This is a genomic window from Martinezella multihospitum (assembly GCF_900094585.1).
GTDB classification, from domain to species: Bacteria; Pseudomonadota; Alphaproteobacteria; order Rhizobiales; family Rhizobiaceae; genus Rhizobium; species Rhizobium multihospitium.
Genome location: NZ_FMAG01000013.1, coordinates 72,791 through 99,566, shown reverse-complemented (window position 1 = coordinate 99,566; position 26,776 = coordinate 72,791). Strand labels below are relative to the sequence as shown.

General features: G+C 59.3%; 22 protein-coding genes. 12 read left to right on the top strand and 10 right to left on the bottom strand.

What is annotated here, in order from left to right; translation table 11 throughout:
• Window positions 1-10: 10 nt before the first annotated feature.
• Entirely contained in the window at window positions 11-1,555 is a 1,545-nt protein-coding gene (locus GA0061103_RS32390) for a sugar ABC transporter ATP-binding protein (protein ID WP_092719602.1), read from the bottom strand.
• Window positions 1,552-2,208 carry a DUF2291 domain-containing protein gene (locus tag GA0061103_RS32385; RefSeq protein ID WP_092719599.1) on the bottom strand — a complete coding sequence of 219 codons (657 nt, stop codon included), beginning with the start codon at window positions 2,206-2,208 and terminating at the stop codon, window positions 1,552-1,554. The genes GA0061103_RS32390 and GA0061103_RS32385 overlap by 4 nt, the downstream gene beginning before the upstream one ends.
• 903 nt (window positions 2,209-3,111) lie before the next feature.
• Here GA0061103_RS32385 and GA0061103_RS32380 point away from each other — a divergent pair.
• The 7 genes from GA0061103_RS32380 to derI all read left to right on the top strand — a co-directional run bounded on the left by GA0061103_RS32380 (window position 3,112) and on the right by derI (window position 10,404).
• Window positions 3,112-4,662, top strand: a complete 1,551-nt coding sequence (locus GA0061103_RS32380) for an FGGY-family carbohydrate kinase (RefSeq protein ID WP_092719596.1) — start codon at window positions 3,112-3,114, stop codon at window positions 4,660-4,662.
• A 73-nt stretch (window positions 4,663-4,735) separates the two neighbouring features.
• Window positions 4,736-6,247: a glycerol-3-phosphate dehydrogenase gene (locus tag GA0061103_RS32375; RefSeq protein ID WP_092719593.1), complete on the top strand. Its 1,512-nt coding sequence runs from the start codon at window positions 4,736-4,738 to the stop codon at window positions 6,245-6,247.
• Window positions 6,248-6,275: 28 nt separating this feature from the next.
• A complete protein-coding gene (locus tag GA0061103_RS32370; protein WP_092719589.1) occupies window positions 6,276-7,208 on the top strand; it encodes a sugar phosphate isomerase/epimerase family protein in 933 nt (310 codons plus the stop codon).
• A gap of 127 nt (window positions 7,209-7,335) precedes the next feature.
• Entirely contained in the window at window positions 7,336-8,274 is a 939-nt protein-coding gene (locus tag GA0061103_RS32365; protein WP_092719587.1) for a sugar-binding transcriptional regulator, read from the top strand.
• A gap of 120 nt (window positions 8,275-8,394) precedes the next feature.
• Window positions 8,395-9,171, top strand: a complete 777-nt coding sequence (locus GA0061103_RS32360) for a DeoR/GlpR family DNA-binding transcription regulator (RefSeq protein WP_092719584.1) — start codon at window positions 8,395-8,397, stop codon at window positions 9,169-9,171.
• A complete protein-coding gene (locus GA0061103_RS32355; protein ID WP_092719581.1) occupies window positions 9,168-9,938 on the top strand; it encodes a triose-phosphate isomerase in 771 nt (256 codons plus the stop codon). Before GA0061103_RS32360 ends, GA0061103_RS32355 begins: the two co-directional genes overlap by 4 nt.
• A 10-nt stretch (window positions 9,939-9,948) precedes the next feature.
• Window positions 9,949-10,404 carry a D-erythrulose-4-phosphate isomerase gene (gene derI / locus GA0061103_RS32350; RefSeq protein WP_092719578.1) on the top strand — a complete coding sequence of 152 codons (456 nt, stop codon included), beginning with the start codon at window positions 9,949-9,951 and terminating at the stop codon, window positions 10,402-10,404.
• Window positions 10,405-10,641: 237 nt separating this feature from the next.
• Here derI and GA0061103_RS32345 read toward each other — a convergent pair whose 3' ends face one another.
• The 3 genes from GA0061103_RS32345 to GA0061103_RS32335 form a co-directional block, all read right to left on the bottom strand.
• Window positions 10,642-11,652, bottom strand: coding sequence for a polysaccharide pyruvyl transferase family protein (locus GA0061103_RS32345; protein WP_092719575.1), 1,011 nt, complete (start codon window positions 11,650-11,652; stop codon window positions 10,642-10,644).
• Window positions 11,653-11,711: 59 nt separating this feature from the next.
• The gene (locus GA0061103_RS32340) at window positions 11,712-13,196 is read right to left on the bottom strand and encodes a lipopolysaccharide biosynthesis protein (protein ID WP_092719571.1); all 1,485 of its coding nucleotides are present in this window, start codon (window positions 13,194-13,196) and stop codon (window positions 11,712-11,714) included.
• A gap of 411 nt (window positions 13,197-13,607) precedes the next feature.
• The gene (locus tag GA0061103_RS32335; RefSeq protein WP_092719568.1) at window positions 13,608-14,480 is read right to left on the bottom strand and encodes a glycerophosphodiester phosphodiesterase family protein; all 873 of its coding nucleotides are present in this window, start codon (window positions 14,478-14,480) and stop codon (window positions 13,608-13,610) included.
• Between the two features lie 236 nt (window positions 14,481-14,716).
• On the opposite strand from GA0061103_RS32335, the gene GA0061103_RS32330 reads away from it, so the two are divergent.
• The gene (locus tag GA0061103_RS32330) at window positions 14,717-15,844 is read left to right on the top strand and encodes an ROK family transcriptional regulator (RefSeq protein WP_092719565.1); all 1,128 of its coding nucleotides are present in this window, start codon (window positions 14,717-14,719) and stop codon (window positions 15,842-15,844) included.
• Window positions 15,845-15,860: 16 nt separating this feature from the next.
• Here the strand turns inward: GA0061103_RS32330 and GA0061103_RS32325 are convergent, their stop codons facing one another.
• Window positions 15,861-16,265, bottom strand: coding sequence for a hypothetical protein (locus tag GA0061103_RS32325; RefSeq protein WP_141694497.1), 405 nt, complete (start codon window positions 16,263-16,265; stop codon window positions 15,861-15,863).
• Window positions 16,266-16,524: 259 nt separating this feature from the next.
• On the opposite strand from GA0061103_RS32325, the gene GA0061103_RS32320 reads away from it, so the two are divergent.
• Window positions 16,525-17,142 carry a glycosyltransferase family 29 protein gene (locus GA0061103_RS32320; RefSeq protein WP_092719558.1) on the top strand — a complete coding sequence of 206 codons (618 nt, stop codon included), beginning with the start codon at window positions 16,525-16,527 and terminating at the stop codon, window positions 17,140-17,142.
• Between the two features lie 37 nt (window positions 17,143-17,179).
• Here GA0061103_RS32320 and GA0061103_RS32315 read toward each other — a convergent pair whose 3' ends face one another.
• The gene (locus tag GA0061103_RS32315; RefSeq protein WP_167376682.1) at window positions 17,180-18,157 is read right to left on the bottom strand and encodes a DUF1402 family protein; all 978 of its coding nucleotides are present in this window, start codon (window positions 18,155-18,157) and stop codon (window positions 17,180-17,182) included.
• Between the two features lie 201 nt (window positions 18,158-18,358).
• Here GA0061103_RS32315 and GA0061103_RS32310 point away from each other — a divergent pair, with 201 nt between their 5' ends.
• The gene (locus GA0061103_RS32310) at window positions 18,359-18,694 is read left to right on the top strand and encodes a hypothetical protein (protein WP_092719552.1); all 336 of its coding nucleotides are present in this window, start codon (window positions 18,359-18,361) and stop codon (window positions 18,692-18,694) included.
• Here GA0061103_RS32310 and GA0061103_RS32305 read toward each other — a convergent pair.
• Entirely contained in the window at window positions 18,682-19,356 is a 675-nt protein-coding gene (locus tag GA0061103_RS32305) for a transglutaminase-like cysteine peptidase (protein ID WP_092719549.1), read from the bottom strand. The two genes, GA0061103_RS32310 and GA0061103_RS32305, sit on opposite strands and share 13 nt — an antisense overlap.
• Before the next feature lie 326 nt (window positions 19,357-19,682).
• On the opposite strand from GA0061103_RS32305, the gene GA0061103_RS32300 reads away from it, so the two are divergent.
• Window positions 19,683-22,154, top strand: a complete 2,472-nt coding sequence (locus GA0061103_RS32300; RefSeq protein WP_092719546.1) for a glycoside hydrolase family 3 C-terminal domain-containing protein — start codon at window positions 19,683-19,685, stop codon at window positions 22,152-22,154.
• A 103-nt stretch (window positions 22,155-22,257) separates the two neighbouring features.
• Here the strand turns inward: GA0061103_RS32300 and GA0061103_RS32295 are convergent, their stop codons facing one another.
• Window positions 22,258-24,336, bottom strand: coding sequence for a putative bifunctional diguanylate cyclase/phosphodiesterase (locus tag GA0061103_RS32295; protein ID WP_092719543.1), 2,079 nt, complete (start codon window positions 24,334-24,336; stop codon window positions 22,258-22,260).
• Between the two features lie 516 nt (window positions 24,337-24,852).
• On the opposite strand from GA0061103_RS32295, the gene GA0061103_RS32290 reads away from it, so the two are divergent.
• On the top strand, window positions 24,853-26,121 hold the full coding sequence (locus GA0061103_RS32290) for a TadE/TadG family type IV pilus assembly protein (RefSeq protein ID WP_092719541.1): 1,269 nt from the start codon (window positions 24,853-24,855) through the stop codon (window positions 26,119-26,121).
• Window positions 26,122-26,228: 107 nt separating this feature from the next.
• On the opposite strand, the gene GA0061103_RS32285 is transcribed toward GA0061103_RS32290, so the two are convergent.
• Window positions 26,229-26,636 (bottom strand): helix-turn-helix domain-containing protein, encoded by a 408-nt coding sequence (locus GA0061103_RS32285; protein WP_092719538.1) that lies wholly within the window; start codon window positions 26,634-26,636, stop codon window positions 26,229-26,231.
• Window positions 26,637-26,776 lie beyond the last annotated feature (140 nt).

Sequence of the window (26,776 nt, the reverse complement as noted above, 5' to 3'; positions counted from 1 at the left end):
ATGAATGCGGCTAGTGCGCGACCACTGCTTCGCCCGAGGCGGCCATGATCTTTTCTTTTGTGACGTCCGGACCGAATTCGGCAGAAATCTTGCCGCGGTGCATGACGATGATGCGATGGGCGATGCTCAGGCATTCGGCGACTTCGGAGGTCGAATAGATCACCGCTAGACCCTCCTTGGCGCGCTCGGCGAGCAGCTTGAAGACTTCCGCCTTCGCGCCGATGTCGATACCGCGGCTCGGCTCGTCGAGCAGGATGACGCGAGGATCGGTTGCCAGCATCTTGCCGATGACGACCTTCTGCTGGTTGCCGCCAGACAGTGAGCCGATTGCCGCGTCACCGCCGTCGGTCTTGATATGAACCTTGCGGATGGAGTCGCTGACCAGCGTCCGCTCGCGACCGCTCGAGGTGAAAAGACCCTTGGTAAAGGCGCCGATGCTGGCAAGCGACAGGTTCGAGCCCACGGTCATCGTCTGGACGAGACCGTCGCGCTGCCGATCCTCCGGCACCAGCACGAGGCCCTGCGCGATGCGGCCGGCGATGCTGAGGCCGCCGACATCGGTATTGCCGAGAAGCACGCGGCCGCCGCTCGACCGCAGCCGGCCGGCGACACATTCGAGCAGCTCGGTACGGCCGGCGCCCATCAAACCGTAGATGCAGACGATCTCGCCGGCGCGAACCGCAAGGGACATACGGTCGACGGCGTTATAGGCAGCGCCCGACGGGCCTGGAACCGTGAGGTTATCGATCGTCAGCGCCACGTCGCCCATTCTATGGCCGGTCGGTGGGCTGCCAAGGTCGAAATTGTCGCCGACCATGTTGCGCACGATCCATTCGAGATCGATGTCCTTGCGTTCGGCATAGGCGGTCATGTTGCCGTCGCGCAGAACGACGGCGTGGTGGGTGATCTGCAGCGCCTCTTCCAGATGATGTGAGATATAGACGATTGAGACGCCGCGGCTCGTCAGGTCGCGAATGACCTTGAACAGCACTTCGACCTCGCTGGCGCTGAGTGCCGAAGTCGGCTCGTCCATGATCAGGATGCGCGAATTGACGGAGAGGGCACGAGCGATCTCGACGATCTGCTGCTGGCCGAGACGCAGATCCTCGACGGGGGTGAGCGGATCGATATTTTCTTCGAGCTCCTCCATCAATGCACGGGTCTGGCGCTCTTCCTCGGCAAAATCGACCACGCCACCCTTCATGATCTCGCGACCCATGAAGATGTTGTCGCGGACGCTGAGGTTCGGCGCCAGGCTCAATTCCTGGTGGATGATGGAAATGCCGCAGGCGCGCGCATGCGTGGAGGAGGCGAAAGAAATGGGCGCGCCATCGAGAATGATCTCGCCCGATGTCGGCTGGATGACGCCGGAGAGGATCTTCATCAGCGTCGACTTGCCGGCGCCGTTTTCGCCGAAGAGCGTGGTGACTTCGCCGCGGCGAATATCGAAATTGACGCCCTTCAGCGCATGGACGCTGCCATAGGATTTGGCAACGTTGCGGGCGGCGAGAACGACTTCGCCTGTGGTGGCGCCATTATGCTGAACCTGGCTCATTTCACATCGACCTTTACCGGGGTGACGAGCCAGTTCTTGGGATTGATGAGCTTGAAAACGCCGACGACCGTCGCCGTCTTGCCGGTCAGTTTCTCCGGGTCCAGGCCGCCAAGTGTCGCCTTCTTCATCTCGTTGTTGATGGCGGAGCCTGCGTCCTGATATTCGATCTGGTTGGTGAACTGGCCGAATTCGATCTTGCCTGTGGCGTCGCGAAGATCGGTACCGTTGATCGCGGGACCCGTTTGGACGCGAACGGTGATGCCGTCAGGCATGCCGTCGACCTTGAATTCGTTGAGGTTGGCCTTGCGCTCGCCAAACGTGCCAGTCAAAGAGACGGGGAGGACGGGGCCGGTTGTGGTGGCTACGCCATATTTCTCGCCGGCCGCCTTCTTGTCGCCGAGAACGGCGGTGGCGAGCGTCACCGCATCGACGGCGCGCTTTTCGACATCCGTCTGCACCTTCGGGAATTCCTCGGCGCCGTAGGCTTCCGGCTGAAAGCCCTGCTCGCGCACGTCGTGCGCCGAGCCGATCTTGATCACCTTGGTATCGGCAGCGATGGCGCCGATGACGATCACCACTGCGGCGATGCCGGCGACGATCTTGAGCTTGGAGCCCGTCGGCTTGGCAGTTGCGTATTCAGCTTGCGTATTCATGTTCAAACGACCTTGGGCATGTCAGCCGGATTGCCTGATGGAGAAAGGGAGAAAAGTGCCGTGATACGGCTTAACGGAAGCCCGGCTTGCGCGTTCGCACGGTTGAGCGCTCCGCTTGGCTCCGGACTGCGCCGTCACCGGAAAGGAAATTCAACATCAGGAGCCTCCTCAGCGTGCGGACGGCTGTCTCCTCCAGTCGCCCATCTTGGATTCACAATTGCCGCATCTATGCGACATTCGTGATATAAGTATGTTAATTTCTGCATTTCATATGTTATAAATCTTTGAGCGTGTCAACCGTGATCTAACAGGTCCTGCATTTGATCGGTCTCCGCGGATCTCAGCGCTTTCCGCTTTTTCACATCTGAAGCTTTCGCTCCGTGGGCCTTATTCCGAGGCTCGCCGATCGGCGTCATTTTGACCGACCTGATATCAGGATATCTTGATAACCAATTGATATATTTGAAAATCACAAAGAAGCTATCTGTGGTTTTTCGACGGTCTCCCCGATTCGATCTGGAAGGTCCCGGTTGTTGACCCATGTTCTTCCAAAGCTTTGCCGCAGCCCTTTAGCGCCACGGTCTGCCAGTCAACCACATCCATTCTATATGAAAAAAATTACAATGCCAGAAAAATATTACTGCAACAACGGTATGATTATGTTATAAAGCCGCGAGCTGATTGATGGGGCGCGGCTTATGCATCGGATCCATTGCGTGGCTGGTGTCGGGTGCGCGCTGGCGCTTCGTTCGCGATCCTTCCTTTGGAGTGGAGAGTGCGATGGCGACGATAAATGCGACCTGGCGTAGATTATGCTCTTGGCCGCGTGGGGAGGAATGAAAATGTTTGTGATGGTCGCCGATGCCCCTGCCGCAGGGTGCTGCATGGTGGAGCTGGCGTGCAATGTCTAAGGGCGACGGGATCATCATCGGGATCGATGCGGGTACCTCGATTTTGAAGGCGGTTGCCTTCGAGCTGTCTGGAAGGCAGATCGCTTCCGCCTCGGCGCGCAATCGTTATGAGACGGGGGAAGATGGGTCGGTCACCCAATCGCTCGGTCAGACGTGGTTAGATTGTCTCAGTGCCTTGCGGGGTCTTGGGGAGAAGGTCGACAACCTTGCCGCCCGAACGGCAGCGATCGCCGTTACCGGCCAAGGCGACGGCACCTGGCTTGTCGGCTCCGGCAATGCTCCGGTCGGTGATGCCTGGCTGTGGCTTGACGCCCGCGCCGCGTCGACGGTGACACGACTCAGCGCCACGGCCGGCAATCGTGCCCGGTTCGAGGCGACGGGCACAGGGCTCAACACCTGCCAGCAGGGCGCGCAGCTCGCCCACATGGACCGCTTCATGCCCGAGCTTCTCGATCGGGCAGAGACAGCGCTGCATTGCAAGGACTGGCTCTATCTGAACCTCACCGGCGTAAGAGCGACCGATCCATCGGAGGCGAGCTTCACCTTCGGCAATTTCCGCAATCGCCAATATGATCCGGTTGTCATCGATGCGCTCGGCCTTGCCCGCCGGCGCTCGCTTCTTCCCGAGATCGTCGACGGAACCGAGATCAGCCATCCCTTGACGGATGCCGCGGCCAAGGCCGCCGGCCTGCGTGCGGGAACACCGGTCTGCCTGGGTTACGTCGATATGGTCATGACTGCGCTCGGCGCTGGCGTCCGCACCGGCGGCCAGAATGCCGCCTGCTCGACGATCGGATCGACGGGCGTGCATATGCGCGCCAAGGCCGTGCCCGATGTCCAGCTCAATGAAGAGGGGACGGGATATGTCATCGCCTTGCCGATCCCCGGCATCGTCACGCAGGTCCAGACCAATATGGGCGCAACCATCAATATCGATTGGATTCTCAAGATTGCTGCGGATCTGATGTCTGCTGGTGGGAGCGAGGTTTCCTATTCTGACCTTATTCCCCGCATCGATGCGTGGGTTGCCGAAGCGCGGCCGACGAACCTCCTCTATCACCCCTATATTTCCGAAGCCGGCGAGCGCGGTCCCTTCGTCAATGCGCATGCGCGTGCCGGCTTTACCGGACTTTCGACACGGCACGGCTTTGCCGACATGCTGAGGGCCGTGGTCGAAGGCCTCGGTATGGCAACGCGAGATTGCTACGCGGCCATGGGCGACATGCCTTCGGAACTGCGTATCACCGGAGGAGCCGCCCGTTCGCGCGCTCTGCGAGGTTCGCTATCTGCCGCAGTCAAGGCGCCGGTGCGGATTTCGGATCGCGAAGAGGCGGGGGCCGCCGGTGTTGCGATGATGGCGGCCGTCGCGATCGGCGCCTATCAAGACATGGACAGCTGCATCGCGGACTGGGTGACGCCATTGCTCGGTGACGCCGAGGCGCCCGATCCGGCAAATGTCGAGCGCTATGATCGCCTGTTCGATGCCTACAAGGACGTGCGTCAGGCGATCGCGCCGGCCTGGGACAAGCTGGCCCAGCATTAGCCGATACGGAGCCGGCGAGCGCCGCTGCGGAAATTTGAATTGATGATGTTATAGGCATCCCTAGGAGCATGACATGACGGAACCGGAAATCTTTGATCTTTTCGTGATCGGCGGAGGCATCAATGGTGCCGGTATCGCTCGCGATGCGGCTGGGCGTGGCCTTTCGGTTGTCATGTGCGAGAAGGGCGATCTGGCAGAGGGAACCTCTTCGCGCTCCGGCAAGCTCGTGCATGGCGGCCTGCGCTATCTTGAATATTACGAATTCCGTCTGGTGCGCGAAGCGCTGATCGAACGCGAGGTGCTGCTGAACTCGGCGAGCCATATCATCTGGCCGATGCGCTTCGTGCTGCCGCACAGCCCGACGGATCGTCCGGCCTGGCTCGTTCGCCTCGGCCTGTTCCTCTATGATCATCTCGGTGGCCGCAAGAAGCTGCCGGGCACGCGCTCGCTCGATCTCCATCGCGATCCGGAAGGGGCGCCGATCCTCGACCAATATGCGAAGGGCTTCGAATATTCCGACTGTTGGGTTGATGATGCCCGGCTCGTCGTTCTCAACGTTCTCGACGCTTCCGCCAAGGGCGCGCAGATCCTGACGCGCACGGCCTGCGTCAGCGCGCGCCGCGATCAGGGGAGCTGGGTCGTTCAGATGCGCAACGAGCGTTCCGGTGATGTGCGGACCGTCCGCGCCCGCGTGCTGGTGAATGCCGCCGGACCCTGGGTCAACGACATTATCGGCCGTGTTGTCGGCTCGAACAGTCAGCGCAGCGTCCGGCTCGTCAAGGGCAGTCATATCATCGTTCCGAAATTCTGGGCCGGTCAGCAGGCCTATCTCGTCCAGAACCACGACAAGCGCGTGATCTTCATCAACCCCTATGAAGGCGATAAGGCACTGATCGGCACGACCGACATTCCCTATGAAGGCAAGCCGGAAGAGGTGAAGGTCGATGAGAAGGAAATCGATTACCTGATCACGGCCGTAAACCGTTACTTCAAGGAGAAGCTGCGCCGGTCCGACGTGCTCGAGAGCTTCTCCGGCGTCCGGCCGCTGTTCGACGACGGCAAGGGCAATCCCTCGGCCGTCACGCGCGACTATGTCTTCGATCTCGAAGAGACCGGCGGTGCGCCGCTCCTGAGCGTCTTCGGTGGCAAGATCACCACCTTTCGCAAGCTTTCGGAGCATGCCATGCAACGGCTTGCCAAGTTCTTCCCGAAGATGGGCGGCGACTGGACGCGGGGTGCCGTTCTGCCGGGCGGTGAGATCCCGAATGCCGATTATGTTGCCTTTTCCGATACGCTGCGCGCCGCCTATCCCTGGATGCCGCGGGCGCTCGTCAATCACTACGGCCATCTCTACGGCGCCCGCACCAGGCAGATCGTCGGCAATGCGGCTTCGCTGGCCGAACTCGGCCGCCATTTCGGCGGCAATCTCTACGAGGCCGAAGTCCGCTATCTCGTGGCTTCCGAATGGGCGCAGGCGGCCGAAGACGTGCTGATGCGCCGAACCAAGGAGGGTCTGCGCATGACGGCTGAAGAGAAGGCGGATTTCACGGCCTGGTTCGAAGCCGAGCTGGCGCTTGCCGCCTGAACCAACAGACCTTGCCGGGAGACCTGAAATGCCCCTGACGCTTTCACTCAACACCAACCCGCTTGTCAATCGCTTTGCCGAGCCGGCCGACCTGATCGAAACGGTCGCACGTGACCTGCGCATCCGCGATCTGCAGTTGACGCACGAATTCATCAATCCGAGCTGGCAGGCACCGGTCATTCGCCGCCTGACGCGCGACATGCAGGCAGCCCTGAAACGCACCGGCGTCCGCGTGACCTCCGGCATGACTGGTCCCTACGGCCGCCTCAACCATTTCGGCCATCCGGACAAGGATGTCCGCCGCTACTATGTCGACTGGTTCAAGACCTTTGCCGATATCACCGCCGATCTCGGCGGTCATTCCGTCGGCACGCAGTTCGCGATCTTCACCTATAGGGATTATGACGATCCGGCCCGGCGCGAGGAGTTGATCCAGATCGCCATCGATTGCTGGGGCGAGGTGGCCGAGCATGCCCGCGCTGCCGGTCTTGCCTATCTGTTCTGGGAGCCGATGAGCATCGGCCGCGAATTCGGCGAGACGATCGAGGCCTGCCTTTCCCTGCAGAACAGATTGACGAAGGCGCCGTTCGCGATCCCCATGTGGATGATGGCCGATATCGATCATGGCGATGTCACCTCATCCAATGCCGATGATTATGATCCCTATGCCTGGGCGCGTGCCGTCCCGAAGGTGTCTCCGATCATTCACATCAAGCAGAGCCTGATGGATAAGGGGGGACACCGTCCCTTCACGGCAGAGTTCAATGCCAAGGGCCGCATCCAGCCCGAACCTTTGCTCAAGGCTTTTGCCGAGGGTGGTGCCAAGGACAATGAAATCTGCCTGGAACTGTCGTTCAAGGAGCGCGAGCCCAACGATCGTCAGGTCATCGCGCAGATTGCCGAAAGTGTCGCCTTCTGGGCGCCTCATATCGACACGGGCGCTGGTGACTTGCATATCTAGCCGGTGGAGCGGCCGAGTCCCGATTCATCAGGCACCAAATCCTTTCGAGGATGTAGCCGGGTCGGAACACTGTGGCCGGAGAGAACAGGCGAGGAACTATGCGTAGCGAAATGAAAAGGAATGGTCGATGACGGATGCGGATGCTTCGCTCGCCGTGCGGGCGGCTTGGTTGCATTATGCCGGCGGACTGACGCAGTCCGAAGTGGCAAAGCGCCTCGGCGTTCCCTCGGTAAAGGCACATCGTCTGATCGCGCGCGCCGTCGCCGAAGGCGTCGTCAAGGTGACGATCGATGGTGATATCGTCGAATGCGTCGAGCTCGAGACGCAGCTTTCGGCGCGCTTCGGCCTGCAATATTGCGAGGTCGCGCCCGATCTCGGCGAGGAAGGCTTCGAGTTTCGCGCACTCGGGCAGGCGGGCGCCGGCTTCCTGCGGCGTGAGATCGAGGGCGGCAACAACAAGGTGATCGGCCTCGGCCACGGGCGAACGCTATCGTCTGCGGTGCATCATATGGCGCGCGTCAGCGCCAAGGATTTGCGTTTCGTCTCGCTGCTCGGCGGGCTTACCAGAAACTATGCGGCCAACCCCTATGACGTCATGCATCGCATTGCTGAAAAGACCGGCATGCAATCGCATGTGATGCCGGTACCGTTCTTCGCCAATACGCGCGAAGACCGCGATGTCCTGCTTGCCCAGCGTGGCGTGAAGGAAGTCTTCGATCTTGCAAATGGCGCCGATCTCAAGCTGGTCGGTCTCGGCACGGTCGATACCGACGCACAGCTCGTCCTGTCGGGGATGGTCGAGCCGAAGGAGATCAAGGAGATCACCGCGGCCGGTGGCGTCGGTGAAATTCTCGGCCATTTTTTCGATGCCGACGGCAATATCCTTGAGACCACGCTGACCTCTCGCACATTATCTGCCTCCTTGCCGCGCACCAAGGGCGAGCGGCTGGTGGCATTGTCAGGCGGATTGCCGAAGGTCGAGGCCATCCGCGCGGTCCTCAAGAGCCGCTGTCTCTATGGTCTGATCACGGACGAGAAAACAGCGCGGGCACTGCTGCAGGGTTAAGTGTGTTGTTGTCCGCAGAAACACGAGCTTGTCTCAATGTAACAATTTAAATGTTGAATTGTGAGATTTTAGTGTTATGTTTCTCCCAGTTCCATTTCGGGCCACTGGCCGGAGTGCAAGGTGAAACGGGAAGAGCGCCAGCAGTCGATCATCAATCTGCTCGTCGAGCATAAGACCGTCGATCTCGATGATCTGGCGGATCGGTTCGTCGTGTCCAGGATGACGATCCACCGCGATCTCGACGATCTCGAACAAGCGGGCGTGCTGCGCAAGGTTCGCGGTGGCGCGACCATCGATGCCGGCACCCAGTTCGAAAGCGATTTCCGTTTCCGCGAGCGCCAGGGCCATGACGAAAAGCTCGCCATGGCGCGCTCAGCGCTCGATCTGGTCGAGCCCGGCATGACCGTCATGATCAATGACGGGTCGATGGCGGCTGTTCTGGGCGAAATGCTCTTGCAGAAGCGGCCGCTGACGCTGATCACCAATAACGCCGCGATCATCGACCGGATGAAGAACGAAAGCGGCATCACGCTGATCGCGCTCGGTGGCGTCTATTCCGCAAAGTTCAATGCCTTTCTCGGTGTCGTCACTGAGGAAGCACTGTCACGGCTGCGGGCCGATATCGCCTTCCTGTCGACGCCGGCCGTTTCCGGCAGGCTCGCCTATCATATGGACGATAACGTCGTGCGCACGAAGCGGGCGATGATTGCGTCGGCGACCAGGAGCTGCCTGCTCGTCAGCCATCAGCGCATCGGGCATACGGCCCTGCATGTGATGGCCGATCTCACCGATTTCGATGCCGTGATTACCGATCACGCGCCCGATGCCGCCATTGTCGAGCAATTTCGCCGCGACGGCATCGTCCTTACCATCGCCTCGAACCAGGATATGACATGACAGAGAAGCCTCGCTATTGGATCGGCACGAGCTGGAAGATGAACAAGACGCTGGCGGAGGCGCGCGCTTTCGCCGAAGCCCTGCGTGCTGCCGATACCCTGCGCGATGACCGTATTCAGCGTTTCATCATTCCGCCGTTCACGGCCGTGCGCGAGGTCAAGTCGATCCTGTCGGGAAGCTCCGTCAAGGTTGGCGCCCAGAACATGCATTGGGCCGACCAGGGTGCCTGGACGGGGGAAATCTCCCCGCTGATGCTGAAGGATTGCAATCTCGACATCGTCGAACTCGGCCACTCCGAGCGTCGCGAGCATTTCGGCGAGACCAACGAGACCGTCGGATTGAAGACCGAGGCGGCAGTCCGCCACGGGCTGATCCCGCTCATCTGCATTGGCGAGACGCTGGAAGATCGCGAAAGCGGTCGTGCAACGGAGATCCTGAGCGAGCAGGTCGTCGGTGCCCTCTCCAAGCTTTCCGATGCGCAGAAACAGGCTGAAATCCTGCTCGCCTATGAGCCGGTCTGGGCGATCGGCGAAAAGGGGATCCCCGCCGAGCCTTCCTATGCCGATGCGCGCCAGGCCGAGATCATTGCGGTCGCCCAAAAGGCGCTCGGCCGTAAAATTCCATGCCTCTACGGCGGATCGGTCAATCCGCAAAACTGTGAAGAACTCATATCCTGCCCGAACGTAGACGGGCTTTTCATTGGCCGCTCGGCCTGGAACGTCGAAGGCTATCTCGACATTCTCGCCAAGTGCGCCGCCAAACTCTGAGGAGCATACAATGAAGCTTGCTATTGCTGGAGACAGCGCCGGCGAGGGCCTCGCCAAGGTTCTTGCTGATCATCTGAAAGACCGTTTCGAGGTGAGCGAAGTGTCGCGCACTGATGAAGGCCCCGATGCGTTTTATGCCAATCTCGCCGACCGTGTTGCTTCCGGTGTGATTGACGGCACCTATGACAAGGCGATCCTCGTCTGCGGCACCGGCATCGGCGTCTGCATCTCGGCCAACAAGGTGCCGGGCATCCGTGCGGCACTCACCCATGACACCTATTCGGCAGAGCGCGCGGCGCTTTCGAACAACGCCCAGATCATCACCATGGGCGCCCGCGTCATCGGCACCGAGCTTGCCAAGGCGATTGCGGACGCCTTCCTGGCACAGACCTTCGACGAGAACGGCCGCTCGGCCGGCAACGTCAAGGCCATGAACGAGGTCGATGCCAAGTACAACGCTCGCTGAGAGCGCTTTCTGAAGAAAGCGGGGGCGGCTTCCCGTGCGCTGCTCGGATGGTTGCCTTCTAGGCTAGATCGAGTCCAACATCAGGCGAAGGCACTCAGCGTGTCTTCGCCTGATTATTTTGGAATTCTGTCGAGGGAAACACGCGGCAGGCGAATTGCCTGGCGCCTCGAGCGGCATTGCCAACGCCAGCATGCCTTCCCGCCCGAGAGCTTCCGTCAAATAACGTGACACAGCCCGTCAGGCGGCGGGTGCCAATGGTTGCGTGGCCTGATTGCGCGCCCAGGCGATACCGTCTTCGAGCGAGGTGGCGCGGTAGGCGAGATCGGTACCACCGGAAAATGCCGCCATGAACCGACGTATCTTGCCGTAGCTATTATCAAGCACTGCATGCGGCCGTCCAAGCAGGATCGAGCAGATGTGGACATGCAGCCGGTCTGTGACGATCGCGCGGCCGCGGGAGATCTGGCGGATGCCGCGCCGCAGTCGGTTGTGCGCCGCCGCGTCGAGCTTGCGCAGCCGTATCTCTGCAGGTTTGAGGGCGAGCAAAGCCGTTGCCGCGCCAAACGCCTTGGAGATGCGTACACGCTTGGCGGATTCGGTCGTCCAATCCTCCTTCGGAATATCGGGATATGCCGAAAGGTTGGCGTCTCCGACCTTTTCGAGATCCGATCTCAACATGGCGAGGACGTCAAATTCCGGTTCATCCGGCTGGATCGTTCCGATGCTGAAGGCCATGTCCGGGCAAAGGCGCACTTCGCAGTCGAAGTGCTTCAGGGCAAACTCCTTCGATTCTTCGTCGCGCACAAGCAATACGAAGTTCTTGTGGCGTCCGATGACGCGAGCGCTTTCCTCTATGCGTGCCTGAGACTTGTAATGGATGGATTGCGGGAACTGGATCACCTGCCGATTGGGAAATCGCTCCAGAACCCGTTCGCGAAAATCCTGATGCGCATCCCAGATGTCGCCGAAATTGCCGCCGCCATGAATGAAAATCGGGCCGGTCGGCATGGTGCGCTCGAGTTGTTCGGGCGAGAAATCGTCGATCCGCGAGACATAGGTCGGCCGCTTGCCATATCGCCGATCGAGATAGGCCATTTCGCCCAGCCAAATGGCGGAGTCGCCGCAATTGCGGATGTCAGGAAAATCGAGGATCGCCAGAGGCTCATCTTTGCTGATGTAGTCCTTCAGGCAATCGTGGATCATGTTGTCCAGTTTCGCGATCAGCACTTGATTTGATTGTAACGTCATTTCCCCATTCCCCCGTTTAGATGACAGGTCAGTCTCCGGCCGACATCGGCCGCACGTTTTCAGGCAGGACGAAGTCTCGGCAGTACTTTGCCGAGTATGTTTCGTACCTCCGTTTCAGGGCCGGCCGGCCGCTTCATCAGCGTCCACAGCAGGAGCGTCGAACCGCAATAGAGCAGGCCGCCAAGCAGGATCAGGATTGCGAGGTGCGTCACGAGCACGAGCTTGTCGTCCGTATAGGCAAGATGGCTCGAGGCGAGCGAAACGCCTGCCGCCATGATGGCGACGCTTGCGAGCGCGCGAAGGTTCACCGACAATTGCCTGGCAACGCTGATGCCGGTGAAGCGCCGTACGAGCATCATGTTAACCGCGGTACTGAAGAGGCCGGTGAACACGCGGCCGGCAATGACGCCGGGAAGGCCATAGAGGATCAGGCCGCCGATCATGATCGGCACGCGCAGGCAGAACATCTGCGTGTCGCGAAGGAAGAGCACGCGCGTCTCGCCTTTAGCCATGCCGAGCGGCTGCACCAGCGAGCCGAGCGTCTGCAGCGCAAAGACGGAGGCCAGCGACTGGATGATGAAAATGACAGGCGCCCATTTGTCGCCGAGCGCGAGCCTCACCAACGGATCGGCGGTCACGGCAACGCCGATGCCGGCTGGAAGGGCGACGGCGGCAACCAGTGCCTGCACACGCTGATAGGCGGCAGCAAGCCTGCCGGGGTCGTTATGAATGCCGGCGAAAGCCGGATAGATCGTCTGGGTGAGGGGCGCCGTCGCCTCCCGCGTCGGCATCATGGCGAGGTTGCTGCCGACCGAATAGTAGCCGAGCTGGATGCCGCCAAGCATCTTGCCAACAAGCAGGTAATCGAAGCGCCAGTTGAGCGTGCTGACGATCTGGCCGGCGGTCAGCCAGGCGGAGAAGGAAAAGAACTCCCGCATATGCTGGAAGGTGATCCTGGGCCGGAACGGCAGCACGAGATAGGAGACGATGACATTCGTCGCCTGGCTGATGAGCGTGCCCACGACCAGCGCCCAATAGCTTTGATAGATGATCGCGATCGCAACCGAGGCGACAAAGCCCGCGAACTTCTGCGAAACCGCGAGCACGAACTCCTGCCAGAAGATCAGATCGCGTTGCAGCATGATGCGCCGCGGGTTTGTAAGCCCGCCCATCAGCATGCTGATGCCGAGAGCGAACATGACGCCTGTCAGTCTGGGCTCATTGAACAGGGAAGCCGCCGGATAGGCAAAGATCGCAAACAGGATGCAGATCGCCAGCCCGCGTGCGGCATTCAGCGTCCAGGCAGCACTGAAATGGGATTCATCCGGTGCGGCATGACGGATCAGTGCCTCGGAAAGGGAAAGTTCGGTGATGGTCGTGACGATCATGAGGATCGTCATGCCCAGAGCAACCACGCCGAAGTCGGCAGGCGCCAGATAACGGGCCAATACGAAGGTACTGAGTGTTGCAAGCCCGTTCACGATGGTTCGAGACAGGCTTAACCACATGCTTCCCTTGACGAGCCGTCCCGTGATGTTGCTCATACGATACTGAAGTCCCACTGCGCTGTGATGCGACCTCTTAACCGCACAGATATTCCGTGCCGTACCAACGTCTTACGGCTGGAACGGCTGCGCAGAATTATGCAGATTCATATGGTCGCTGTGGATGGGGCGGACCCCGGCGTCTCAGCGGGAACTAGTTCAGTGAATCCTTAAGTCAACATTTCCAATTCATTTTCGCGTCAGTTTTAGCTCATCTCCGCATCATTTTATTCGCGGGTGCAGCATTTGCCCCATGGGGGGACAATTTCGACCGGCTCCGCTTGCAGGAAGCACGTCCTTTCGCAGGAGAAATATGCTTCGATGCGGATAGCTGCCGCGCCAGGACGCAGAAGCCCGGACGATCGGAAGACCGCCCGGGCTTTTCTGTCTGGCCTTGAGCCGAAGAACCTGTCAGTTGCCGCTTCTGATAGCGAGCCACCGCTTGAATTCGACATTCGTGTCGGTCTGGATGGCACCGACGCCGGCGTCAACGAGTGCTCCCCAGACGCCTTCGGGGTCGCCGAGTGCGCGGCTGTCGTTGAAGTCGGAATTGTGGGAGACGTCGAGCGTATTGATCCAGAGCCGGATATTTTGACGCTCCAGCTCCTCACACCCGGCGGCTAGATCGGCAATGTCGGTAAACTTCACCTCGATCATCGGCGCCCTCAACACTTCGATCATCCTGAGGTCCTCGGTGAATTTTCCGGGCCGGACGGGAAACATCGGCATATGCGGGATCGAGCCGAACCAATCGGCATCCAGCACCGGGAAGCAGCCGCTTTGCGGCTCAACATCCGACTTGATGATGACGTGATCCTCGGCACCCAGCCGCCGCACTGCAGCAATGACCTGCGGCAGTTCGCGGGGGAATTTCGTGTCGATATTGACGAAGACGCGTCCGCGCGCTTCCTCCAGCGCTTCTTCGAGCGTGGGAATGCGTTCATCCGTCAGTGCGGATGTCTCTCCGCCGGCGCCTGCACGCAATCGCGCGTCACGGACCGTGGCGAAGCTGCTCGCTCCGACGACACCCCTGGCGGAGGTGGTGCGGTCCAGCGTCTTGTCGTGAATGACGACGAGATGGCCGTCGGCAGTCGCCTGCGTGTCGATTTCGACGAATTCCACGCCAAGCTCGGCTGCCGCACGGATTGCCGCCAATGAATTTTCGGGAGCTGCCGACCAAAGTCCACGATGGGCAATCGTCAGAATGTCCGGATTGGCCCGGGAGAGGAGATCATAGATATCGGCATTGCGAGATGAGGGCGAGGTTGCGGTCTGGCTATGCATGAGAAGAGCTTTCGTGAGCTGTCGGTTTTCAGGCGGAATGAGCTGATTTGAGGTTCGAAGTCGAATGTGGGCACCAATGGCTGTGGCCGAAGCGGTGCATTGGCGCCGATCGCTGCCATGGCTATTAATACACATAAAGTGTAATATTTATGACGAGCAGCCGCGAATATCTGGGGCTTGGATTGTGCGCGGACATGCGAGCGGCTAAGTCGGAATGACAGGATCAGGATTCAGTCATGGCAGCGCTTGAAAAATCCCCACTGGCAAGCGAGAACGAGCGCCTCATCCTCGATATCGTCCGCAATCACGAGCCAATCCCGCGTGCGACCATTACGGCCCACACCAATTTGACGCAGCAATCGGTGCATCGTCTGGTCGAGACGCTGATAGCTCGCGGCTTGCTCCGCGCCGGCGCGCCATTCAAGGGCGCGCGCGGGCAGCCGAGCCCTACGATCGAACTGGAGCGGCAGGCGGTTTATTCGGTCGGTATCTCCGTCAATACGGATGCCGTGACGCTATCGCTTGCCGATTTCGGCTGCGACATCGTCGATCAGGAGGTGCTGAAGGGCGTGCCGGTCGACCGCAAGGCAACGCTGGCAATCCTTGCCGAGAAACTGAGTTCGATCCTGGCGCGCCACGAAATATCGCGCGCAAATCTCATCGGGCTTGGCTTTGCCATGTCGGGCTTTTTCGTCGGCGATGATCGTCGCTTCAATGCTCCGGAGCCGCTGCGCGACTGGTCTCTGGTCGATCTGCAGCCGGAACTCGAGCATGTCTTCGCATTGCCGACCTGGTTGGAAAACAACGCAACGACAGGCGCAATCGGCGAGAGCCTGCGCGGTGTCGGGCGCTGGTGCAAGACCTTCGCATACCTGTCCTTCAATTATGGATTTGGCGGCGGTCTTGTTCTGGAGGGCAGGCCTTATCTGGGCTTCCATGGAAATGCCGGGGAGTTCAGCGTCATCTACAATCCGGACGAAGTGCAGCGCCGGCCGGCTTTGCAATATCTCATCGCCACATTGCGGGAGAGCGGCGTCGACATAGGCTCCATCGAGGAACTGAAACAGAATTTCGACCCTTCCTGGCCCGGCGTCGATAGCTGGCTCTCCGAGACCATGCCGATGCTCGACCGTCTGATCGCCACGCTTGCCGGGGTGCTCGATCCGCAAGCCATCGTCTTCGGCGGCCAACTGCCGCCCGAGCTTGGACGAATGATGATCGCGCGCGCCCGCCTGCCGTCGCAGCGTCCGCATCGCTATGGTGCCGCGCCGCCGGGGCCTCGGCTGGTTCTCAGCGAAACCAAAGGTGATGCCAGCGCGATCGGCGCGGCTCTGCTTCCGCTGAAATTCCGCTATTTCCTGTAAGCGTGCCGACCACCTGTCATGCAGGATTATCGGATGGTGCCGCTTGACCATCCGGTATCTGCCAGCTTTCCGGCAAGTCGGCAAAATAACCCCACGAGGCCCAAGGGAGATCGCCGCTGTTGCTTGGCCGCGTTGCCAGCCGCCATTCCGGTGGATCGGGAAAACCATGCCAAATCAGCCGCATCAAAAGCATGTCCTCGCCATCACACGTCGCATAAAATTCGGCATCAAGGCTGCGAAGGTCGCTTGCTTCGATGCCAAATAGCGAATGGCCAGCATCCAATATGGAGGCCCAGGTAATCGTCTTTGCCGCCCTATCCTGAAATCCGGCGAACTGCAGGTCCGCCACCTTGTCGGGAGCGTCCCACGGGTCGGCCTCCCACTCGTTCGACGTCGAGTTCATGCGATCCATTTGCTTCATAAACTGCCCATTCGATCCGCTTTTCGGCATTGAGAGGCGACAGTCTATGGCGACTTGGCGCGGTCTGCCAGCAAAGCCTCTTTCATTGTCGTGATCCTGTGGAGATGCTGCCAAATGCGCATATTTGGCAGGCGGATCAAATTTATCCGGACCCGCTGGAACGGTTGGTCGAGGGGATTTCAGTTCCGCATCATCTATGTTTCAGTGTGCTGTCAGAACGGCTTGCTAATGCACGGCCCGTATTTTCTGGACGACCGTATTGGCGCGCAAGACTGCAATCATTGTCGGCAATGGAAAGCTGGAACGCGATATCGCCGGTATCGTGGACGAGGCGCAATTCGTCATGCGTTTCAACGAGCCGATCCTTTCCGAAGGCATGAGTGGCGAGCGCACCGACATGATCATGCTGGCCGCATCGAGCAAGATCTTGTATCGGCGGCTTTTGGATCCGAGTTTCATGGATAACGCCGCGCTCAGGGCCGCAAAGGTCTTCATGCTGGCCTATCACCCCGATATCATTCGTAAATATCACCCCCGACCGAACATCTTCCAGCGTCTGCAGGGTCGACGGGCTGACTGGACCATGCAGGCAATCGAGTTGCTGGGCAGGGCCGGCAAGGAGATCCGCATCATGCCGCCGCAGACCTATATTGATGGTTGCGGCGAGCTCGGCATTTCCGGGCCTCGCATGCACAAGGTCTTTCCCAGCACAGGTTTTCTTGGCATCTGTTATGCGCTTGCAAGGTTCCCCGCGTCCGATTGGGACGTCAAGCTATGCGGCTTCGGTTGGGAAGGATGGAAGCGGCATGATTGGCAAAATGAACGAGCCTGGGTCGAAAACAAGATTGCCAATGATCGCGTCAGCCTGATCGCCTGATCAAACCGATGTTCCTCATTGATAAAGTTCTGCCGGCTTATTGGCTGTTGTCGCTGCCGAGCAGCCCACGAAGCTCCGGCAGTTTGTCGTTCACCAGCCAGCCATAATAATTTTCTTCCGGCAGTTTCTTGCCGCCCGAAGCGTCCGCCGCCTGCCGCAAGTCAGCCGCACGGCGGCGCGGCTGGCCGACATTGTAAAGTGTTGCGGTTAGGCCGGGATTGTCGGTGATGTCGAAGCCCTGGGCGCGATAGGCATCGATTGCATCGCGCACGATCGCTGCGATATAGATCACGCTGTGATCGGGGTCCATGATGTCGCGGTAGATCGCCTGCGGATCGTCGACGGAAAGTTTCGGCAGGCCGCTCGTCGCATGAACGAGATCGGTGACTTCAAGGGCCGTCAAAGGGCTGATCTGTCCAAGGCCGAAGGTCTGACCTGCAAAGAAGGGCTGGAAGAAGGCGCGCTGGAACGTCATGTTTTCGTAAGTGACGCCATCGATGACCTTGCCGCGAAAACTCTTGTCCCAGGTCTCGTCGCGGCATTCCCACAATTCGGCGCTGCCGGTGAAGGCGTTGCAATGGGCAAATTCCGGCTTCTTCAGGAAGGTCTGGACCGTTACATCCTTATAGGCGAACTTGAAATCGGACTGCGAATAGGCGAGCGCCTTGACGTAGTAGGACTTCACCCTGTTGACGATCGTGATGTTGTAGGTGTGTTCGCCGACAAGGGCGCCAACGATGTGGATGGGGTCGATCTGGTAGGCCTGCCCGGCCTTCCTGATCGAGGCCATCAAGTCCTTGTCGTCGCGAAGCACTCCGACGATCTTCTGGTATTTTTCGTCGTAAGTCGTGTTGAAGGCCTTGGCCCGCAGCGCCGAGGTATTGGGTACAGGCGGCTGGACGCTGTTACGATTACCCGGCGGCACACGTACGAGTTCACGCGCGGAACCGGCATTCGTCAATGCAAGAACAAGAAGGAGACCGAGTGCCAGGATTGTCGACAGGCGTGTTCGCATTCGCAAATGACTTTCCAAAATATTCCCCGGCGCGGGGACGATTTTCATACGCGATCACTGCGTGAAGGCAAGAGCGGATGCTTCTTCTGCCCCGCGAATCACAATAAACTTTAGCAAAAAGCAGCTTTTGGCTGCAGAGGCATATGGGACGCCGCTGTTGAAGGTTGCAAGTCCTTTGGCCTTTTTTTCGAAAGGGTGCCGGTGAAACATCTCGTGATCGCAGGAGGCGTCTTGCTTGCCGCCGCGCCGGGTGAAGCCTTGCCGACGATGGCGGATGTTCCGGCGCTGGCCAAGGCAGCGGTCGCGCGGCGCATAGAGGTGCCGCCCTCAGCCATCCATATTCTGGCAGCCAAGCCGAGCGAACGAATGCCGGGCTTCGTCGTTTGCGGTCGTGTCGATACGGGAACTGCGAGTGATGGCGCCGCTACGGAAGGGGGGGAACGCTTCTTCGTCGTCATCCCCGGAAATTTTGCTATTCTGGACCAGGACGGCAAAGGTCTGGTCGACAGCTATTGGGCCGCCAATCACTGCGAGTGAGAAGCCAGTGCCTTGCTGATCATGGCAAGCTCTTCGGGCGTGCGACCGGATTCCAGCCGAATCCAGTTGTTCGGATTGTCGGCCGTCTGGCGCTTGATGAAGGTGTAGCCCGTTCCGCTCCAGTTTTTGACCGTATCGGTGAGATTGTCGAGGATGAGATCGCCGTCGTTCGTGCGCGCCATGAGGACAAGATGTCCTTCGTTATGGGTGTCGAGGACGACCGTCAGCAGCAGGGCAGATCGTGGCCAGCCTGCTTCGACGAGCAATTTCTTCTTTAACAGAACATAGTCATTGCAGTTGCCGGCACCGTCATCGGGATAGGTCCACCAGTTGATGATGCCGAGCTTGTAGATGCCATAATGATCATTGTCGCCGACGCCCTCGATCTCGTGATTGACGAGGCTATTGATCTGCTGCAGCTGCTCCCGGCGATCATGATCGAGATTGGCGAACTCCGCGCTCTTTTGACCGGCCATGCATTCGGCTGGCTGCGCGTTGCAGAAGCTTGTCCAGCCGACGGGTACGCTCGCATCCGTCACCTCATGCGCAAACTGATGTGCGTGCGCCGCGGCGGTATTGGTCACGGGTTTTGCCGTTGTTGCTGTCGAAAACAACAGACCGGCGACGAAGAGAAAGCTTGCAGCGACTAGAAGTGAACGCATACTCGGCTCCATGAGTTGGGCTCATGAAATCCGACGCGGTCAAATTTATTCGGAAAAAGATTATTCGCATTTTATCGAACTGGCGCTTTTGGCCGACGGCGCAATCGGGGGCGGCCCTCCGTGCGCCGAATTTATGATTTCCGATCGGTTACGAAGCGTGTCCCGAAGGGGATACGACCTGATGTCGGCAAAAAAAGATATGTGATTTCATCCACATATCGCACCATCGGAAGAACATCTGGCGTGTTTATGATTTGTTTGTCTTAAATGCGAATCTCCATCGCGGATGGACGCTGGAACAGCCAGGGAATTGCTCGGGAGGCCTTATGATTGACGATATTCTCGACCGGATGACGCTTGAAGAGCAGGTTTCACTGCTGTCCGGCGCCGACTTCTGGACCACCGTGCCGGTCGAGCGCCTTGGTATTCCGAAGATCAAGGTCACGGATGGGCCGAACGGAGCCCGCGGTGCGGGCTCGCTGGTTGCCGGCGTCAATGCCGCCTGCTTTCCCGTCGCAATCGCGCTCGGCGCGACATGGAATCCGGCCCTTGTCGAACGCATGGGCGTGGCGCTTGCCGGCCAGGCCAAGAGCAAGGGCGCCTCGGTGCTGTTGGCGCCGACGGTCAATATTCACCGTTCCGGCCTCAATGGCCGCAATTTCGAATGCTATTCGGAAGATCCGATACTGACGGCCGCGCTTGCCGTTGCCTATATCCAGGGCGTGCAGGGCCAGGGCATAGCGGCCACGATCAAGCATTTTGCGGGGAATGAATCCGAGATCGAGCGCCAGACGATGTCGTCGGATATCGACGAGCGTGCTCTTCGTGAAATCTATCTGCCGCCCTTCGAGCAGGCTGTGAAGAAGGCCGGCGTCATGGCCGTCATGTCCTCCTACAACCGGCTGAACGGCACCTATACGAGCGAGCATCCCTGGCTGCTGACCAAAGTCCTGCGGGAGGAGTGGGGTTTCGACGGCATCGTCATGTCGGACTGGTTTGGTTCGCATTCGACGGCGGCGACCGTCAATGCCGGGCTCGATCTGGAAATGCCTGGTCCGACGCGCGACCGTGGCGAAAAGCTGGTGGCGGCGGTCCGCAACGGCGAGGTCGAGCCGGAGACGGTACGAGAAGCCGCCCGCCGCATTCTGACCTTGCTTGATCGTGTCGGGGCCTTCGAAGAGGCACCCGACTTAAGCGAGCATGCGCTCGATCTGCCGGAAGATCGCGCTTTGATCCGCAAGCTCGGAGCCGAGGGTGCCGTGCTCTTGAAGAACGACGGCATTCTGCCGCTGGAGAAGGCGGGGCTCGGGCATGTGGCGGTTACTGGGCCGAATGCTGCCGAGGCTCGTGTCATGGGCGGCGGCAGCGCCCAGATTGCCGCCCACTACAGGGTCAGCCCGCTGGAAGGCATCCGTCAGGCGCTATCGAATGCCAACAGCATCCACCATGCTGCCGGCTGCCGCAACAATCGCCTGATCAACGTCTTTTCCGGTGAGATGCGGGTGGAGTATTTTAAAGGGCGCGATCTTGCTGGTCCGGTGGTGGCCAGCGAAACGGCGAACAAGGGCGAGTTCTTCTGGTTCGATCTGCCGTCCGCCGAGCTTGACCCCAACGAATTCTCCGCTCGAATGACGGCCTCCTACGTGCCGACGGAGAGCGGCGAGCACATATTTGGCATGACGAATGCGGGTCTCGCCAGGCTCTATGTCGACGGCAAGCTCGTCGTGAATGGCTATGACGGTTGGGCTCGCGGCGACAATTATTTCGGCACGGCCAATGTTGAGCAGCGGCAGGGCATCCATCTGGAAGCTGGGCGGAGCTACAAGGTGGTGGTGGAGTATTGTTCTTCCGCCACGACCGAGGTGGGGATCAATCTGACGGCGGTGCGCTTCGGTGTGGAAAAGCCGCTCGGCGAAGAGGCCATGCTGGATGCCGTTGAAAAGGCAAGGGATGCGGATGTCGTTCTGCTCTTCGTCGGCCGCGACGGCGAGTGGGATACGGAGGGCCTCGATCTGCCCGATATGCGCCTACCGGGTCGGCAAGAGGAACTGATAGACCGTGTGGCGGCGGCAAACGCCAATACGATTGTCGTGCTGCAAACCGGCGGCCCTATCGAGATGCCGTGGCTCGACAAGGTTCGGGCCGTGTTGCAGATGTGGTATCCCGGCCAGGAACTGGGACATGCCGTTGCCGATGTGCTCTTCGGCGATGTCGAGCCCGGCGGACGCCTGCCGCAGACCTTCCCGAAGCGCCTGTCGGATAATTCCGCCATAATTGGTGACGCATCCGTCTATCCCGGCAAGGATGGACATGTGCGCTACGCCGAGGGCGTCTTTGTCGGATACCGCCATCACGACAAGCGCAGCATCGAGCCTCTGTTCCCCTTCGGTTTTGGTCTTGGCTATACGCGATTTTCCTGGGGTAAGGCTCAGGCGTCGGCGACAAAGATGGGCGCGGAGGGCGTCACTGTAACAGTCAACGTCACAAATACCGGCGACAGAACCGGTTCCGAACTCGTGCAGCTTTATGTGCTGCCCCCTGTTTCGGCGGTAGAGCGGCCGGACAAGGAGTTACGCGCCTTTGCCAAGCTTCGGCTTGCGCCCGGTGAACAGGGGACGGCTTCGCTTGTCGTGCGCCCGCGCGATCTGAGCTATTTCGACGAGCAGACGGGAACCTTTAAGGCCGTCGCCGGTCGCTACGAACTTCTGGCGGCGGCCAATGCTCTCGACACCCGCTCCGCCGTGACGATCGAGCTCGCAACGGAATGGATTGGCGAAGTGTCTGACCGTTCGATCTGATGTTGCGGGCCGCAGCGGCCGGTAAATTCGCGCGGGGATGCAGGGGCGCGCAAGTCGCGCCCCGGAATTGCCGTGGCTGTTGCGCCGACGCGTCCGGATCCTGCTAGCGACGGCGCATGCGCTGAGGCGGCAGGCGGCCGGAAAATGCGGAGGTTTCGTCTTCCTCGGCGGCTGTTTCCATTTGGAAGATTTGCCCGACGGGTTTTGGCCGACCGAGGAAAAAGCCTTGCGCCTCGTCGCAGCCCTCGACGCGGAGAATTTCGAGCTGATGATCGGTCTCGACGCCCTCGGCGAGAACAGGGATATCCAGGCTCTTGCCGAGCGTGAGCACGGCGCGGACGATCGCCTTTGCCTGAATGCTATGATCCACCTCGTTCATGAAGGAGCGATCGAGCTTGATTTTGTCGAAGGGGAAGGAGCGGAGCGTATCGAGCGACGAATATCCTGTTCCGAAGTCGTCGATGGCAACGGTCACGCCAAGAGCCCGGATTTGCCGCAGCACATGCAGCGTTCGGCTCTTGTCCGCAATGATAGTGGATTCGGTAATTTCCAGCTCCAATCTCGACGGTGACAGGCCGGTTTCGAGAAGGATCGTATGGACGAGTTTCGCAAGATCGGCATGAGCGAACTGTACGGGCGAAAGATTGACAGCGATCTTGTAGGGCTGCTCCCATGAGGCGGCCTCCCTGCAAGCCGTCCGCAACACCCATTCGCCGATGACAAGGATCGTGCCGCTTTCTTCGGCAATCGGGATGAATTCTGAAGGTGGTACGGCTCCGTGCTCGGGGTGATGCCAGCGGACGAGAACTTCATAGCCGCAGATCTGCCCGGTGCGAACGGAGGTCTGTACCTGATAGTGCAGGTCGAGCTGGTCCAGCTCGACAGCACGGCGCAGGTCCTGTGCGAGCGTATGGCGGGCGCGGGCGGCCTCATCCATCTTGGATTCATAAAAGCAGACGGCGCGGCCGATATCGGCCTTGGCGCGATACATTGCGAGGTCGGCATTGCTGACGAGGCGTTCCTGATCGCTACCATCGTCGGGATAGACCGCGACTCCGATGCTGGCACCCGTCACCGTCTCGAAATCGTCGATCCGGATGGGTTCAAACAGGACCTTCTCCAGCCGGGCCACGAAATCCAGCAGCTCGCTCTGCTCGCGAAAGCGCTTGGCGGCGGCGAACTCGTCACCACCAACGCGGGCGACGAACTCGCCGTCCCTGACGAGGCGCAGCAGGCGGCGTCCGATCGCCTTCAGCGCTTGGTCGCCGGCCTTGTGTCCTCGCAGGTCGTTGATTTCCTTGAAGCGATCTAGGTCGATGCCGATGACCGCGAGCTTTACGCCGTCTTCCTTGGCATGTCCCATCTCGCGTTGAAGATGGTCGGCAAAGCTGCTGCGATTGGGCAGACCCGTCAGCAGGTCGTTGAGCGCCATATGCTGAAGCTTTTCGATGGATTCGCGCGAGGCCCGTTCGTCGATCATATAGCTTGCAACGCCGGTGCCGATGATGAGCAATCCTCCACCGGCGACGGCGACGGCCATGGCCTTCAACGCATAGGCGTCGGCGATTGCAGCGTCGGTTGCAAGCGGCGTGACCGACACGGCGGTCATTGCTGTAAAGTGGAGCGAAACCACAGCGACGACGAAGAGTGCAAGGCTGGCGATTAAGGAAGCGCGCCAGGGCCGGCGGACCGCCTGATTGAGCGCAAGCACCGCAAAAATAACCGAAAGCACGACGGAGCCGATGACATAGCCCTGGTTCCACTCGACGATGCCATCGACGTGATAGGCCAGCATGCCCGTGTAATGCATGACGGTGATGGAAAGGCCGACGACGGCTCCTCCGAATTCCGGTGCGATGCGCGGCAAGCGTGACAAGGCAATTGCAAAGCCGCCGGCGCAGCCGATGGCAGCCAGCAGAAAGGAAGCCATCGTCAGGATCGGATCGAACGTGACCGGGGCGCCGACTTCATATGCCAGCATGCCGATGAAATGCGTGCACCAGATCGATGACCCGGCCGCCACGGCAGTTAAGAAGATCCAGCCGCCACGTTGAAGTTCGCGCGTCTTTTCGGCTCGCCTGAGCAGGTTGAGCGTGATCCAGCTGCCACTGACGCAGACAAACGCCGCGAGAAGAACGAGCCACAGATTGTGTTCCGTGAAGATGCAGGAAAGAACGCGCACGTAAAGATCCCAACTATAACCATCAGGGCGAAGACTGTTGCAACAACGGCTGCCGCACCTGAAATCGATGGCGATTGCTTTCGCGGGTAAACACTAAAAATCGGGTAAAGATACTTTGGCCAGATTTGCAATTTTTACGTTATTTTGCGCCGATCAATCTCGCGCATATCTTGCGTGGCATGCGCCTTTCCTCATGAAATGTGCGGTTTATGCCCGATTTGAGGTCGTCGGAGTGAGAGTACGGTATCGAATTGCATTCACTTCAACCACAGGATCGATGAATATATCATGGATTCTTGGTAAATTTCCTCTCAATATCCGCAGTATAAATGAGAAGTTTGCTCTTATGAGAATCTAAATATTTTTATCCGATAATATAAATAAGTATATTTGAAAGTTATAATACTTTCAATTCGCGAATGTCTTGAAAATACAACTTATACTACAGAGAGCTTGCTCGTGAAGAGATTCAGGATTTATCCACAGTCGTTTGTCGCATTGCGCAAGCTGTCAGGGATGTTTGCGGACCGGTCGGGGAATTTCGCAATCACGACGGCACTCATTGCCGTTCCGTTGATCGCGGTGGGTGGCCTGGCGCTCGATGTCACCAATGCGATGCTCATCAGAACGGAATTGCAAAATGCCGCCGACGCTGCTGCGGTGGGTGCAATTGCAGATTCATCTCCGGCGGTCGCCGCTGCCATGGCCATGACGAGCGACGGCACCGTCACCATCGGTCAAAGCGATGCCAACAAGCTCTTTCTTGGCCAGGCGTCGAGCGATCTGCAGAACATACCGGTCAGCATCAGTGCCGCGGTAACGCGCACGGGAAATATCGTCTCATCGACGGTCAAATTTTCGGCGAACGTGCCGACGACGCTGAGCCAGGTTATCGGAAAAACGTCCATTCCCGTGAGTGGCTCGGCATCTGCGCAGTACCAGACGGCGAACTTCATGGATTTCTACATGCTGCTGGACAACACGCCATCCATGGGGATCGGTGCTACCATGACCGATATTCAGACAATGGTGGCAAACACGTCAGACAAATGTGCCTTTGCGTGCCACGACAGCACTACGGACAACAATTACTACAATCTTGCAAAGAGCCTTGGCGTTAAGACCCGTATCGCTGTTGTCGGGCAGGCAACACAGTCGCTTACGGATACAGCTGTGACGAACCGCGTGACACCCGATCAATACAGAATGGCCGTCTATACATTCGGTGTTAGCGCTAAGGCAATCGGCTTGACCAACGTATCGCCGCTGTCATCCGATATGGCGCAGGTTAAGAGTGCCACCAGCGCGGTGGACCTGATGACTGTTCCGGGACAGAGCTACAACAACGATCAGGATACGAGCTTCGATACGATGCTGACGCAGCTCGGGCCGATCATCGGAACAGGCGGCAGCGGTACAACCAGTACCGATCGTCAGAAGGTGCTCTTTCTTGTTACCGACGGTGTTGGCGACAGTTACAAGCCCAACACCTGCACCAAGCCGACGACCGGTGGGCGCTGTCAGGAGCCACTCGCCACTGCCTTCTGTCAGCCGCTGAAAAACCAGAACATCAAGATCGCAATCCTCTATACGACCTATTTTCCGCTGCCGACAAATGGCTGGTACAACCAATGGATAGCACCGTTCCAATCGCAAATCGGCACTAATTTGCAGAATTGTGCTTCGCCCGGTCTGTATTTCGAGGTCAGCCCAACACAGGGGATCACGGATGCGATGAACGCCCTGTTCCTGAAGGTTATTCGCACGCCGCGCATCACAAGCTGACGGCGTGGGCAGGGAAAGGGCTATCTAGGCGAAGAAGACGGAAGCGGTTCGGCGTTCCACGGAGCTGTCAGACTGCTCTACCGCTTTGTTTCTTCTCCGGAATTGCCCTACGTCAAAGCCAGCGACTTGAGCAGGCCCACGATCTTCTGGCGGGTCCTTGCATCCTTGATCTTTGCAAAGGCCCGGTTGAGCTCGATCCCTTCTTCGGATGAAAGGAAGCCAACGAGGTCGTTGCGGATCGTTCGTGCCTCCTCGGTCGACACAGGATTGTCGAAAGCTGCGTTGTCGAAGAAGTGCGAGATCGGAACGCTGAGACAGTCGGCAACACGTTGCAGGCGACTTGCGCCGACGCGGTTGGCGCCTTTTTCGTATTTCTGAACCTGCTGAAAGGTCAGGCCCAGTTTTTCGGCGAGCGCCGATTGGCTCATGCCCAGCAGGCGCCGTTGCGCACGGATGCGTTTGCCGACTTCGATATCGATCGGGCTAGGCGGCTTTCTTTTCGAAATATCTTGCACGAGTTCCTCTTTCAGACCGGGAAGCTGCCGATCGAACCGGCAGGAAGTGAGGGCGAATGCCCCGGAACCCCTGCATGCCCTTATCGGCAAAGCTTTCCGACTATGACTGCCGAGCGCTGTGAGAGACGGCAATCGCGATT